Source organism: Xenorhabdus sp. PB62.4 (genome assembly GCF_014467285.1).
In the GTDB taxonomy this organism is placed as follows: domain Bacteria; phylum Pseudomonadota; class Gammaproteobacteria; order Enterobacterales; family Enterobacteriaceae; genus Xenorhabdus.
The window spans coordinates 116641-131694 of the sequence record NZ_NKHR01000010.1; the positions used below are offsets into that span (position 1 = coordinate 116641).

Genomic DNA, 15054 nt, shown 5'->3' on the forward strand with positions numbered 1-15054 from the left:
ACCTTATAGATTATGCGTTGAGAAGGCCTGTGTAATCGCTACAATCAGTTTCTGCTGCGCGATGTCCGGCTGATGAAACCATTCCACGACAGAAATCCGGTAACGGACCGGAACCACGTGCTTTAACACGGATGCCCGCCATATTTCCCGCGCTCTTGCCTGTTGTAGTAACGGATGGTACGGCATATCGCATTCCAACCCGATGATATATTGACCACTGAGTTTATCTTCAATAATGCAATCAAAATAGAAAATCCCGGCCTGCTGCACTTTAGCTATCTGCCATCCTTGTTGTTGCACGAATTTCACCACGGATTGCACAAAACCATCATTAGTTTGGTTGTTATCACTCAAGCCGGTATCTGTACGGCACATTTTATTGAGTAATGCCTGATTATGTTCGCTTTGTCCGATAGCCAGGTTACGGGCAAGCATCAGATACCCTTGTAAGAAATCACGGGGAATTTCAGGTTTGCGATAAGTTGCAAGCAAGTCAGATATTTCATCCAACGGCATGGATGAAAAGATAACCACCTGTTTTCTAGCACGAGTAATTGCCACATTGAGCCTGCGCTCTCCGCCTGTCTGTCCTAACACACCAAAATTACGCCGAAAAGTACCTTGCTTGTTACGTCCGAACGTTGTGGAAAATAAAATCACATCCCGTTCATCACCCTGTACGTTCTCAACGTTTTTCACAAACAACGACATATCCTCACCCTGTTCCCGCCGATGTATTTCCTGCATATAAGCCTGACAAAAATCCGTATCTGTTTCAGTACGCTCGATCAGGAAGTGGTGGATTAACTGTGCTTGTTTCTGGTTAAAGGTGACAATACCGACAGACGGACGGTTTTCAAACGGAGCCTGCCATATTTCAGCCAGACGTGTCACAATGGCTTCCGCTTCGTCGGGGTTAGTCTGATTGCTGTACGTTCCGTTGATCATCTCCAGTGACAGCGGTTTTATCTTATTGAGCACTTTTTCTGAGTGCTGTGCTGGGATATTCAGGCGTTTTTCGTAAAACGCATGGTTTGAAAAATTAATCAAATCACGGTAAGCAGAACGATAGTGAATATCGAGCGTATAAACCGGTAATACTGTCCGTGCCAGATGCAGCAAGTCAGGACACTCACCGATTTGGCGATAATCCCACTCATTTTGCCATTCTTCCTGTTGCCGTTCCGGTGAGTCATTTTCTTCGTCGTCATCCTCATTGTTGACCGAACCGGCAAAGAAACTGGAAGGCGGCATCTGCTTCTCATCACCGCTGACAATCATTTGCTTACCGCGATATAGCGTCGGTAAAGCATACTCGACCGGCATCTGAGAAGCTTCATCATAAATGACTGTATCAAAAAAACCGGGTTTGAGTGGTAAAACCTGACTGGCAACATCCGGTGTCATCAGCCATACCGGACGCAGACGCATCAAACCGAATGATTCCCCCTCTTCGATAAATTCCCGTAACCTTCTGGCTCGTTTCCCTGTTAAACGGGTAATCTCTTCCCACACCCTCTGTGGGCTGATTTGGCGGTATTCTACCCCCTTCTTGAATGCTTCACGGTTCAGTGTCTGTAAATCTGCCAGTGTGCTTTCCAGTTGTTGAATATTGTAATCCAGTGTGTCCTGCTTAGTGGTTAACGCAGGATCCCGACTCTCAAACAACGCTTTCAAAGCCAGGTAATAATAATGTTTCAGTGTCTTCTCAATGAGTTGACGTAATGCAGTATCGTTTAACCGAAAAAACTCGTCGGCATAAGGGCGCAATAATGCCAAAATCTCCCGATGAGTCTCACCGAAATCGACGGAAAGTGCACTAAACTGGAGATAAGGTTTTAATGTTGGTAATGCTGCCTTTATTACTGTCAGATCACGATTAAGAGACGCCTGACGTTTAATCGCTCCGGCAAAACGTTGTTGTGTCTGAGTGGTCAGATACGGAGTCAACATACTGAGAGCGTTACAGCTATTGTCTTGTGCCTGAGCCCGTGTTATCGCGGCCTCAATTTCAAGCCGTTGCTGTGAAAAACCAGCCTGCTGATGGTCACGTATGGCACTGAATAAATGAGCCGGCTGAGGATAATCAACCACAAGCTGTGCCAGATCGGCAATCCGACGAAGGTGGTCTGTTGTATTTTCCAACGCCTGAAATAATAAAAAAATATCAGAGTCAGAAAGTGTATCTAATTCAAGTTGTTGATGTAACTGATTCAGTTCAGTACGGATAAGGCGTACAGTCTGTTCAGTACTGATTGAATGAGAAAATGCGGTGTACTGTGCCGGATTATTGCTGATGCCATGAGCGGTAGTAAACGCGTTAAGTTTGCGTTGACGGGCATAATAAAACGGATTCAGATAAAACCAGAACGACGTACGTTGTTTCTCTTTTAATGCCTGTGACAGTTGTGCCAATTCCGGATTTTCACAATCTGCCAGAAGATGAAATAAGCGCGGATCACACAGCGAGGTATCTACCTGCTGTAATTGCATAGTCAACGCTTCCAGTTGGCTGATAACCTGCTGACCACGCGGTTGTTGCCCTTTTTCATTGCAGAACAATGGCAACCAACGGGCAAATTGCTGCCATGTCAACGAAGATAATAAAGCAAATACCGTTTTGCAGGTTGCCAAAGCAGCCTGATGGTGAGTCAGTGTTTCAATGGTGATTTGTGTATAAGGAAGCGTCAGGGTTTGTTCCCGTGCTGTCTCAGCCTGCATAAATCCGGCAAAATCTTTGTTAAACTGCTGACAGCTGTCGTCAGCCGCAGAGAAAGAGCGCAATTGTGAGAGCGGACTATCCTCATAATCGGCAGCCAGCCATAGAGGGGCGACTTGCACGATATCATCAATGATTCTGACTGTTTCAGCCGTGTCCAGTGAACAGAACAACGACTGTAATTGTGGTAAATCGAGCCCGACTTCTGCCTTATCACGCAGTGCAATCAGGGAGGACATTAGTTGACGATAAGAGAGCCCTGCCGTTTCATGATACTGATATAATCCGTTGTAATAGTTATCCAACTGCGTTTCATATTTGTCCATACATTGAGCAGCAATACAGCGCTTACTTACCCAGTTTGTCGTCTGATCACCCGTTTTCTCGTGAATAAACAGATCATCAATCTGTGAGCGTACCGACTGAATAATATCACGCCCTTTCTGCGCCTGATGTACAAGCACAATACGATTCATCAGGCCACAAGCTATCAGGCGCTTATACACCACTTCCAGTGCCGCTGGTTTCTGGCAAATCACCAGTGCTGTTTTCTGTTGTCCGATAGTATCCGCAATCAGATTAACAATAGTCTGGCTTTTGCCGGTTCCCGGCGGTCCTTCAATTAACAATCCCCGGTTTTGCCGTGCCGCCGCCACGACTGTTTCCTGAGAAGGATCCGTCGCACTGACAAAATAACGTTCTTCTGCTTTCAACGGACGAGGTTCTGACGTTTCGTGCCCTGCTAGCCCTAATGCTTTTTCCAGTGCGGTATTTTCAATCGGCAAACCGGCAATTTGTTGCAGATCTTCGCCGATAGCCTGTCCGATAAATGAAGTGTGAAAAAGTACGGCTGAGCAACACAACGATGCACTGTTTTCTCCGATTTCTGGATCTGAAGGTAATGTAGATAAATGACTGACTGTCACTGGCATGATGGCAGAGAGCTTCTCCATCACACCATCAACCGTCAGTCCGGCATGCCCGAGAAGTTGTTCCAAAATTGCCTGCCACTCTTTTACTGGCGGAATACCATTCAGGCTGGCCAACGCCGGATTGAGTCTCACCGCCCCTCGCTCACTATCAAACTGCAAACGGGCAACACCCCGCAATCCGGCATTCATGACCAGATTAACCGGCCAGAGAAACAGTGGTGCGATACGAGGTTTCATCTGTGAAGGCTGGGTATGAATGAGCAGGAACGGAAATCCCAGATACATTCCATTTATACCGGTATCGCGCTGGTATAATTCGGTTTTCACCTGTAATACCCGCAGCCTGTCATTGACTTTGGGCATTTGCAATAAAGTCTGGCTATCGATTGCAATAGCATTTTTCGACCGATTAATTAAATACTGTAATAGATCCTGCGCACTTTTCCGAACACTATTCAGTTCAGTCAGATCAACCCGGCCTGCCGATGGGGTCAGACGCATACGAACTAAAGAGCCCCGCTGCGTATTTGCGGTGATTTTCCGGGTAAAAAACTGCATGACTTGGTGAACATAGCGCTGCTTTTCCGGTACGACCCATCGTTCTGCAGCAATCGTCAGCATCACAATGACCTGTTCAAGCGGCAGACGCCGTGTTAGTAAAAATTGTTCTGTCCATTCATCAATATCTGCGATTCCACACCGACAAAAATCACCGATCCGCTCTCTTAACTGCTGATACAGTGTAAGACGGGGTAACTGCAATAACGCTTCTGCCTGCGTGCGCTCAAATGTGCTGATACGATAGCGTTTCGCCAGATTAACGGCCCGATCCAGTAATGTCTGGTGTGCAATAAACTGTCCGATATCGGCACTCAGCAATAAGATAAGGTCTTCATCCTGTAGATTCTGTCTGTCAATCAGTGTCCGTAAGCCATCGTGATGTGTATCAGGAAACAACTGATGATGCGCCTGCCAGCGCGCAATAAACTGACTATGAGAGGTAATCAGCAGATAAATTCTCAGTATATTTTCATTCAGGGTGATTTCCAGCGCTTCCGCCCGTCTGCGGATCTGCTGCTGACGATAATAAAGTTGCACCAGCCAGTGCTTAGAGTCGATTTGCCGTAACAGTTGTGCCAGCGGATCATTAATCAAACTGTAACTGATATCCGTATGTTCTAATAACCAGGAAGGTGTGATGATCTCACCGCGATAAATAAACGGCATATCCGGGTTCAACACCTTTAAGGTCAGCATCAGGCGCAGATTGTCATCAATCTCCGGCATATCGGTAAAAAGACGCAATTGCGGGTGGATTGATTCATAGTGGCTCATTCCGGCAAGCCATGAGAAAAGCTCTCCACGCAATAATAAGGACAAAGCGTCATCCCATTGAGCTGCTTCTGCGGCTTTCAGAGCGAATTGTGTTGATTGGCTATATGTCTGCCCGGCAAGAGTAATCTGTCGCTCATGCCGTGGCTGCGGCTGATTTTCCTCAACCGGCGCAGCTATTGCACGTCCGTCCAGCCATGCTGATACCTCCGGCCACTGCCAACGCTGTGTGCGGTCGCGGGTTAATAATCCGCGCAGCAGGATGCGGATATTTTCATCCAAATCATCCGGAATGGTGACACCGTGAGCCATCACCTGAATCAAAAACGCATTGCTGTGAACCTGCTCAAAACAGCGCCCCTGGGTGAGCTGTTCCAGCAGAATAATGCCCAGACTCCACCAGTCAGAAGCGGCGGACACGCCTCCAGCTAAGGTTTCCGGTGCGCTGTAGCGGCTGATATCCAGCGGTGAGACGATATCAAGGTCGAATTCCGACAGACAGGCAGAACCAAACTCAATGATCACCATATCCAGTGGCGAGCGCTGACGGATCATAATATGAGAAGGTCTCAGATCGCGGTGGCGTAAACCATGCTCTGCAAAGGCGGCCAATGCCTGCCCCATTTCCCGGATAAGCTGTGGAATTTCTTCCGGTTGCCAATAGTCGCCTTGGGAAATAAATACCTCTAATGAACCTCCGGGAATAAGTTCTGTCACATGCCACGGCCGGCCATGTTGACGACCAATGTCCAGCAACTCCGGTACGTGACTTTTCAGCAAAAGCCGAAGCACATCATAGACCGACGGATCGGATTCTTCACCCAACTGATAAAGCGTTAAAATTCCTTGCCGATCCGTTTCCCGATGAGTCACATTGTAACGCTCACGCGGACTATCACTGCTATTGATCCGTTCACCCAGCAGCCAGTGTCCGATAAATGTCGATTCTATCGGTGCTGGTTCTTCTGATGAAAATGTTATGTCCTGATCAACTGGGTTTTCCGCAGAAAATCCGGCGATATCCTCACCACATTGCAGACAAATCAGATCACCGTCTTCCATCGGGTGACCGTTCACACAAACATAAGTATGTTCCTGCAGTACTGCATCGGCGGATCCTGTCGTTGGTGTACTGTCCGGCAATTGCGGACGCCAGCCTGATTCATGGAGAGGTTCAGCAGATAAATCCCATCCGCACGGCTGTGTGCTGATATGACCTTCACAGAAAATTTCGGTCAGTGGCCGCTCTGTCTGACAATGGGGGCAAAAACGCATCATAACCATTACGTACCTGTTATTATTCTATTTTTTAATCTGTGTTACCTGATGATCCCCTTGCATAAGCAGATCTCTGAACCGCTCCATATCGCCCTTTCCCGGAATACCGGCAATAAACACCCTGCCCTGTGCATCCAAAGCGAGATCCAGAACCTTATCCGTTTCGTTCAACGGCAGATGATAAGTGTGATAACGCTGCCTGCCCAACGGAGTCAAAAGATGAAGTTCCTGATTGTCGCTGCCACGCAAACGTAAATTCTGTGTCGCTTCTTGCTGATACGGACCGGATACCAACGCATCAATCAAACTTTCCATTGCCTGTAACCTTATTTTTAACGCGCTGTATTCGTACCCACTGAAAACTAGAATATCGCCGGAAAAATGATCACGTAACATTTTTAACAAGGTATAAAGTGCGTCCGGCTGGTCAAAAGGCTCACCACCGGAAATGGTGATACCTTCTGCCTCTGCCAGCCAAGGTGTAAGCTGTGTTATCAGGGTACTGACGGCAATGCGTTGTTGTGTCGGTCGCCATGTGTCAGGAGACATACATCCCTTACAACGAATACTGCATCCTTGTGTCCAAATCCCGATACGTTTTCCCGGCCCCAGAGAGGTTACGGGAAAATGCAGACGCGACAGACTGATCTCCATCAGATTGACTCCATGATCCGCGTCAGTTGCACCGCTGTCATTTCGCCTGTTTCACCGTATGAGATATGGGTGATACAAAAAGCGTCGTTTGGCAAGGCATTTTGATCAAAGATAGCCCGTGATAACGGGTTGATAAGATGAATTTCGAGCTGATTACGGATACCTCGTCCACCGTTGGATAAGTCCGCAAGACAGCGGGATTTTAAGGTTACCATTGCCTTATCTGCTATCGTGACGGTTATTGCCTGTTTTTCCAGCCCGCGCAGAATATTATCCACCATTTGACTGAAAATCTGCTCTGCCACTTCCGGCCGGATAAAATCAAATACAATGATATTTTCGCCGATACGATTGAATAATTCCGGGCGGTTCAATATCAGTTTGAAATAGTGCTCAATTTCCCGTTTCACATTCTGTTGTACGGTTTCAAACGATTCATCCGGTGTTATGTTAGCGACCCGCTCTCCTTCATTATTCAGTCGATAAATGCCGAGGTTCGAGGTAAAAATAATCAACGATTCTGAAAAATAGACACGATCACCGCGACCGGACGTCAACACACCATCATCAATAATCTGCAAAAACTTATCCATCAGTTGCGGATGGGCTTTTTCAATTTCATCAAACAACACAACACTGAACGGTTTTTCGCGGATGGCGTTAGTCAGTTCACCTCCTGTGTTATAGCCCACGTAGCCGGGAGGCGCACCGATAAGGCGCTGATCGGCATGTTCGACACTGAATTCCGACATATCAAAACGGATATAAGCACTTTCATCACCAAACAACAACTGAGTAACGGTTTTTGCCAGCTCCGTTTTACCGACACCAGTAGGACCAGCGAGAAACAATACACCACGAGGACGCCCACTTTTATTGCTGCCGACACCAGTTACCGCCCGTTTAATAATATCCAGCAAATGTGTGACAGCGTGATATTGCCCTTTTACACGCCGTTGTATGATGTTATAGGCATTGCGGATTTTATCCTTATCAATCTTTTGCCACGGATCTTCTGTAATACCGACTTTATACCGCCTGACCGCATCACTAATGCGCATGACCGGAACGTTCTCAAGACGGGCAAGCTGTACGATAGCGGTTAAATCAAGCAGTAACAATCCTTCGGTTTCATCAATAAAATCATTCAGTAAAGCAGTATATTCATCATCTGCCACCTGTTCAAAGTCCGGTAGCGAACGCAATAAAGTCGGCGCCAGTGCCCGGCGCATCTGTCCGTCAAGTTTGGCAACCGGAATGTGGCGGATTCGGGGATTATTAATCAGAAACCAGTCCGGTAAATCGGTCTCTTTTTCAACTATCCAAAAAATGGCTGGCGTTGTCCCCCTGCCGGACGAGCTTTTGCCTGATGAGAAAGAATTAAGGCGTGGGTAAACAGATGGTGCTCAATCGCAGAGAGATTTTCACGCTGGGAGATCAGGCAGGAAGCAAAATCCACACATAATGCTATCGGCTCATTCGGGTATTCTACCCATTTTTCCAATACGGTATTTAGCAGATCGATACCACCGGGAATACGATTGACATTCATTGATAGCCCCAACCGTTGTAATAATACTTGCCCTTGTACTTCTGACTGAGACGGATGATTGATTAAGGTAAATCCGGAAAGCGGATTAAACGTCATGATATGCACATAACCCATATCAAATAACGTATTTTGCAGAGCCTGATTCAATACCAGTGGTGTGATAATTTCCGGTGCGATTTCATACGCTTGCAGATCCCTGACGTTACCAGACAGAACGAACTGGCTTTTCAGAGGTAAAAAACGTTGTAAATCCCGTAACCAGCGCGCTTTTTGGAAGGTATTTTCCATGAAATTCCCTCTTTTCGCTCATCATATAAAAATAATGAATCATTTTACCGTATTCAGATAAAAACAAAGCAAGAAAAACACCAGATTCGTGATTCAAACAGGTAAGTATTTAAGAAAGTTATCTTGCCGGACAGTGCTTTTCGGCACATATACCTGTCGTCATGAAGATGCTTGATTTATTATTCAAATCCCATCATGCTGACAACCATGAAAATTCATCTGACACCAACCCAAAAACAATCCCTTGAGTTAATCCATTATTGAGAATACCGTCATTCGTGAATATCCCCGAATTAATGAATCTGGCAATAGTGTGAAGGGGCGACTGCGATTATCCAAAACGGGGGAAGCATTTTTATTCCCGTCTTACCGTCGCCGGAAAGGCGCCAAAGTTAATAATCGAAACAATGGAGCAATGATGCGCAAACTTATCCACGTTGCGTTTAAGGTTCTTAAGACAGAGAAAAGCTTCGATCAAAGCTTACATTGTGTTTGACAGGAAACACAGTATCTGTCTTGAACCGTATTTTTTAAGAAGTCAACTGATGGTAAGACTCATCCCATATTTGGCTATTTCTAACCATTGCGTTAATAATGGTCAGAAGCTCACGCATACAGGCAACCAGAGCCACTTTTTTGGGCTTACCTGTTGCTACCAGACGATTGTAAAAATGCCTGATAACCGCGTTAGACCGAGTTGCCAACTTTTTCCAGCCATTGAAAGATCAACATTCCAGTCACCATTGCGATCACAAATACGAGACCTTTTAACGTGCCAGCCCCCAGTAATACCAACCCGGGACCGGGACAGATGCCAGCCAGCCCCCAACCGATACCAAACAATATACCCCCTCCAATAAGGCGCTTATCAATTTGCGTCGCGGTAGGTAAGTGCATTTTTTCCGCATACACCGGGCGGTTTCTTTTTTTCGCCATCCGGAAGGCAAAGAAACCCACGCTAATGGCACCGCCCATAACAAACGCGAGTGAGGGATCCCAAACGCGGGTAATATCCAGAAAGCCGATGACCTTACCCGGATCTGCCATACCGCTGACAATCAATCCAATGCCAAACAGTAACCCTGCCAGTAACGAGAAAACGCTGTTCATTGCTTGCTCCTGTTGGTGACATTAACGCCAAAACCCTATAACCCAGGCAGTGATAAACGCTACAATCATAAAGGTCGCCGTGGCCGCCAGTGAACGTCCCGACAACCTCGACAGTCCACACACGCCATGTCCGCTGGTACAGCCGGAACCATACTGTGTGCCAAGACCGACCAATATCCCCGCGACGATCAGTATCGACCACGATCCAGACAAATCGACGGAAGGCAATGGCGTGACAAGACGATAAAGCGAGGGCGATGCCACTACTCCAAGCAAAAATGCCAGCCGCCAACCTTTATCTAACGTAGATCGTGACAATATGCCGCCGAGTATCCCGCTGACACCCGCTATCCTGCCGCAGAACAGGATCAGCACCCATGCGGCTGCCCCTATAAGGAGCCCCCCAACAAAGCTTTGCAGAGGGGTAAACTGGGCCATATCAATCATCATTGCAGACATCCTCATCAGTGTTAGGACAATAGAGTTCATACAAAGTGGTCAACAATATCAGTACATCTTGAGTGGCAATACGATAGAAAATATGTTTCCCCTCACGACGGGTTTCAACCAAATTTTGTCGACGTAATACCCCAAGTTGTTGTGACAGGGTGGGTTGCGTAATGGCCAATGCCGTCTCCATTTCTCCGACCGAAGCTTCTCCCTGACTGAGATGGCACAAGAGCAGCAGTCGATCTTCATTTGCCAGTGATTTGAGAATGCCTGCCGTTCTGGCTGCGGCGGCACGCATTTGCTGTTGATTGATATTGTTCATTGCGGCTCATACGATAAAGTAGTTTCATTAAGTTTTTTATATAATATAATAATGTATATTGTAGTGCAAGATGAGTACCGTGTGTGATCAGGTAGCCATCGCTGTTTCGTCATTAAACGTTTCTCTCTGGAGTAATCAGAACAGGTGGTAAGGCTATGAAAAAAATGAAAATCGTGATTGTCGGTGGCGTTGCAGGTGGTGCCTCTTCAGCGGTCAGGGCACGTCGTCTGTCAGAAACTGCAGAGATTATCATGCTCGAAAAGGGTAGCTATGTCTCATTTGCCAATTGTGGATTGCCCTATCACATCGGTGGTGACATTCCTAAAAGAGAGTCCTTAGTACTGAAAACACCGGAAGATTTTCAGCAGCGCTTTAAGATTGACGTTCGCCTCCAGCATGAAGTGTTGAACATAAATACTAACGCCAAAACTCTTCAGATAAAAAATGCACTAACGGGCAACATCTACACTGAATCCTGGGATCGTCTGTTACTCAGCACAGGCGCGTCGCCTGTAGTACCACCGATACCTGGGCTGCATCGGCCAGGTGTATTTACGTTGCGATCATTATCGGATATGGACAACATCCTCGCTCATATTGAACACCGCCACCCACAACACGCAACGGTGGTTGGCGGCGGATTTATTGGGCTTGAAGTGATGGAAGCGCTTTCGCATCGTGGTATTGCCGTGACGCTGTTGGAACAGGGTACACAGGTGATGACACCGGTTGATGCAGAGATGGCTGAAGTATTACATCAGGAAATCCGCCAGCATGATGTTGATCTTCGTTTACGGACGGGACTCACGGAGATTGCACAAATAAATGGGGAAGACAAACTTCATATCACTCTGAACAACGGCGAGACACTGAGCACAGACATGATTGTACTGGCGATTGGCGTAAAACCAGAGCTAACCCTGGCCAAAAACACCGGATTAGCCATTGGCCAGAGCGGTGGTATTCAGGTCGACGAGTATATGGAAACCTCCGTGCCGGGTATTTATGCCGTGGGTGATGTGGTGGAAACCACCGAGTGGGTCACCAGCAAGTCAACGCTCATACCACTCGCTGGGCCGGCCAACCGTCAGGGACGTATCGCTGCTGAAAATATGTTAGGCGGAAAACGCCGCTATCCACATAGTCAGGGAACAGCAATCTGCAAGGTATTTGACTACGCAATCGCCAGCGTAGGGTTGAACGAGAAAACCCTGCGGCGCGATAACCTTTGTTATGAAAAAGTCTTTGTCCATGCTGCCGACCACGCGAGCTACTATCCTGGTAGCCAAACTATATCGCTCAAGTTATTATTCGAACCTGTTTCTGGCACTATTCTGGGCGCGCAGGCGGTAGGAAAACGCGGTATTGATAAAGCTATCGATGTTCTGGCCGTCGCACAGCGTGCAGGGTTAAACGTTGACGATCTGGAAAACCTGGAATTCGCCTACGCACCCCCTTTCAACAGTGCCCGCAGCGTTGTCAACCAAATTGGGATGGTGGCTAGCAACGTTCTACATGGTGGTACCCGTATCTGTCACGTAGATGATATCCAGCGGCTGGATCCTGAACGGCAGATTCTGGTGGATGTCAGAACGCTAGAAGAACTCAAAAACTTGGGGGAATTTGGGCTAGGACTGCACATCCCGCTTGATGAATTGCGCCAGCGCATCAATGAGTTGCCAAAAAACAAAGAAATTCTGATCGCCTGTCAGTCAGGATTGCGTGGACATGTTGCCTGGCGAATACTGACTCATCTTGGTTTTCAGGCCCGTAATTTGACCGGGGGTTACAAAACCTGGCTGATGGTTAACGCTTCCCGTTAACTCGTAATCTTCGCACCCGCAGCTTACCGCGTAATCAGGTTTTGCGGGTGCAAATTGGTTTTTGGTTACGTTGATGCAGCAAATGGCTTCTTATCAAAACTACGGGACTACGGGCGCAATATGAGTCATCACGTTTAGCGCGTGAAAAATCCCTTGTGGCGACGACGATGTTTGTCCTCTGCCGGACTGGTTCAGGAAGGGGGAACCAATAACAGGTGTGTTGCTTGCAGAAAGAATGCGATAAAAATGCGATAAAGATGAGCCGCTCATATGTATCTGCGATGCAACTTCAGCTCACATTCTTGAATGAGCACCGGGTTATATCAGTTGATGGGCAAATTGTGAGAGATCCAGTGTATGTCCATTCAGTAAAAAATGCCGATATCAAAGATCGGCATTTTGATGTGAAAGAGAAGATTAGTTTAATGCTTTAACGCTTCAATTTTATCCCGGCTCAATCCGGTACTGGTGACAATAATGTCCAGACTGACACCATGTCGTAATAATGCACGAGCTGTTTCCAACTTACCTTCCTCTCGGCCTTGTTCAATACCTTGTTCAATACCTTGTTCGATACCTTGCTTGATACCCTGCTCGCGTCCTTTTTGTTCAAGCTCTTCTGCAATAGTCATCAACATCGTTTCATGCTCCGGAGATTGTTCAATCAGTTGACGGACAAATTGTGAGAGATCCAGCGTATGTCCATTCAGTAAAATATAGCTTAACACAACATTGCGTTGCTCTACTGTATTATAACCCGCATTCAGTAGTGCCACCAACTGGGGAACCCATTCCAGCATATCCGACAGCAAATACGTTTACATATTAAATTATCAATTAAAAACAAATAATTATTACAAATAAATACCCTATAAAATATACGAATGTACACGCTCATGTACAAACAGAAAACGTACACAATGTAGTACATAGAAATGGATTTTATGCTCGTTAAATAGGTAAAGTTTAGGATCACGGGTAAGGATAAAAAGGAACCACTATCACTATAGGGCAGCAATCTGCCCTTTAACATAAAAGGGCTTTCAAATCCCATTTAACAACATTAATTAGGGTTCTCGGCTCGCAGACGACTTTTTTTTTTGGAATTTTCCAAATAAGTCTCGTAGTCATTATGTTCAATAAAGAAGAGGAGCCTCCGAAACTGGTGACTCCTTAAGCTCAAGGGATCCCTAGAGTTAATTCACTGCCTCCGTTTGAAACGGAAGGATTCCAAAAGGTGGGAAATCCCACCTTTAGCTAACTTGTTGATTTTACTCATTTCCCGCATGGAGCAGGAATTCAATTAAATCAATGGGTTATAAAATATTTATTGTAACTTGCTGATTTTTCTTATTTCTGTCACAAAGACAGAGATTAGGGAAGTCAAGGGTTACAAAGACGGTGAATCACGCATTTAGCATACTAAGTCTTATCAGGCATCTGATAAATTCTATTAATTCCCCACCTGTCATTTTATGTCATCCTGCCAACAAAACATGCAACCTATCAAATAGTAATCAAGCCATACTCTCCAGTATTGATGAACCCATTTTATTGAAGTTCACAGGCGGAGAAGTCTCTTACCGCCTTCATGTTATTTAGCAATTGTATTGTTGATGAAATGAGGGAATAAATTATGCAAGATAAAAAGCCTGATGTATCAGAATTAAATGATGCAGTATTAGTATCAACACAACAACTCATTGATGCTCTTAATGTTATACGAGATTCAATTTTACCTGTTGGCGTTCCTGTACCTTGGCCTACGGAAACACCACCAGAAGGCTGGGTGATATGCAACGGTGAAGCATTTGATAAAGCAAGGTATCCACAACTCGCTCTTGCTTATCCTTCTGGTGTGCTACCTGATTTACGTGGTGAATTTATTCGTGGCTTAGATACGGAAGGTACAATTGATCCTGAGCGTACATTATTATCGTCCCAGACTGATGCTATTCAGAATATTGTAGGAAAATTTGGAAGAACACAACTGTTTCGGGATGCAGTAGACTCTGGTCCATTCAAAGGAACAGATCAGATACTTTCAATAGGGCTTGGGCCATCCCCTAATGAAAATACAGGTTATGGCGCAGTAAATTGGACATTTGATGCATCCCGTGCGGTGCGTACAGCAACAGAAACTCGTCCACGTAACATAGCATTCAATTACATAGTCAGAGCTGCTTAATTCCGAGTAACCATTTAACCCGCAATTTTCTGCGGGTTAATTTTACTCTTCGACCTCCCCCTGCCTCACATTCCACACCGAATCTTCCGGCATCTGGACGCGGACATCTAAGCGAATGCCCGCAGGTAAGTCACACGGCTCATCATCGGTGTAATACGTTTGCTCATCCACAGACTTGAGGCGCCGATTCTGTAGTCTCGCGGGCATATGGGTATTTTGTCGGTGGGTCACTTTGATGTCGATAGCCCCGTCCGGCAAGACTTTATCCTCCACATATGTAGTGATGTGATGGACGGCCCCTTTTTCAGCGGCAAATAGTGCCATCTTTCTTTCCGATGCACTGAATTTTTCGGGAGAGAACCTATCATGAATACGATCAAAGTCGTTGGCATTGACCTCGCCAAAA

Annotated in this window: 9 protein-coding genes and 3 pseudogenes; 2 read left to right on the forward strand and 10 right to left on the reverse strand. The window is 46.2% G+C overall.

Going from position 1 to position 15054, the window contains the following annotated elements; genetic code table 11:
• Positions 1-3 precede the first annotated feature (3 nt).
• The 8 genes and pseudogenes from Xenpb_RS10755 to Xenpb_RS10785 all read right to left on the reverse strand — a co-directional run bounded on the left by Xenpb_RS10755 (position 4) and on the right by Xenpb_RS10785 (position 10637).
• Positions 4-6261 (reverse strand): AAA domain-containing protein, encoded by a 6258-nt coding sequence (locus Xenpb_RS10755; RefSeq protein WP_255523107.1) that lies wholly within the window; start codon positions 6259-6261, stop codon positions 4-6.
• A 24-nt stretch (positions 6262-6285) separates the two neighbouring features.
• Positions 6286-6915 (reverse strand): 4Fe-4S single cluster domain-containing protein, encoded by a 630-nt coding sequence (locus Xenpb_RS10760; protein ID WP_187654315.1) that lies wholly within the window; start codon positions 6913-6915, stop codon positions 6286-6288.
• The gene (locus tag Xenpb_RS10765; protein ID WP_255523108.1) at positions 6915-8147 is read right to left on the reverse strand and encodes an AAA family ATPase; all 1233 of its coding nucleotides are present in this window, start codon (positions 8145-8147) and stop codon (positions 6915-6917) included. The genes Xenpb_RS10760 and Xenpb_RS10765 overlap by 1 nt, the downstream gene beginning before the upstream one ends.
• A gap of 86 nt (positions 8148-8233) precedes the next feature.
• Positions 8234-8755 (reverse strand): hypothetical protein, encoded by a 522-nt coding sequence (locus tag Xenpb_RS20020; RefSeq protein ID WP_255523109.1) that lies wholly within the window; start codon positions 8753-8755, stop codon positions 8234-8236.
• A gap of 530 nt (positions 8756-9285) precedes the next feature.
• Positions 9286-9456, reverse strand: a pseudogene (locus Xenpb_RS10770) (IS110 family transposase); the annotation flags it as partial.
• On the reverse strand, positions 9443-9865 hold the full coding sequence (locus Xenpb_RS10775; protein WP_187654317.1) for a DUF6691 family protein: 423 nt from the start codon (positions 9863-9865) through the stop codon (positions 9443-9445). The gene Xenpb_RS10775 and the pseudogene Xenpb_RS10770, both read right to left, overlap by 14 nt.
• Before the next feature lie 21 nt (positions 9866-9886).
• On the reverse strand, positions 9887-10315 hold the full coding sequence (locus Xenpb_RS10780; protein ID WP_187654318.1) for a YeeE/YedE family protein: 429 nt from the start codon (positions 10313-10315) through the stop codon (positions 9887-9889).
• Positions 10305-10637 (reverse strand): metalloregulator ArsR/SmtB family transcription factor, encoded by a 333-nt coding sequence (locus Xenpb_RS10785; protein ID WP_187654319.1) that lies wholly within the window; start codon positions 10635-10637, stop codon positions 10305-10307. Before Xenpb_RS10785 ends, Xenpb_RS10780 begins: the two co-directional genes overlap by 11 nt.
• Positions 10638-10801: 164 nt before the next feature.
• On the opposite strand from Xenpb_RS10785, the gene Xenpb_RS10790 reads away from it, so the two are divergent.
• Positions 10802-12460: an FAD-dependent oxidoreductase gene (locus Xenpb_RS10790; RefSeq protein ID WP_187654327.1), complete on the forward strand. Its 1659-nt coding sequence runs from the start codon at positions 10802-10804 to the stop codon at positions 12458-12460.
• A gap of 422 nt (positions 12461-12882) precedes the next feature.
• Here Xenpb_RS10790 and Xenpb_RS10795 read toward each other — a convergent pair.
• A pseudogene (locus tag Xenpb_RS10795) lies at positions 12883-13289 on the reverse strand (ISNCY family transposase); the annotation flags it as partial.
• Positions 13290-14096: 807 nt separating this feature from the next.
• Between Xenpb_RS10795 and Xenpb_RS10800 the strand changes: the two are divergent.
• Positions 14097-14648: a phage tail protein gene (locus Xenpb_RS10800; protein WP_187654320.1), complete on the forward strand. Its 552-nt coding sequence runs from the start codon at positions 14097-14099 to the stop codon at positions 14646-14648.
• Between the two features lie 42 nt (positions 14649-14690).
• Here the strand turns inward: Xenpb_RS10800 and Xenpb_RS10805 are convergent.
• Positions 14691-15054: pseudogene (locus tag Xenpb_RS10805) on the reverse strand (hypothetical protein); the annotation flags it as partial.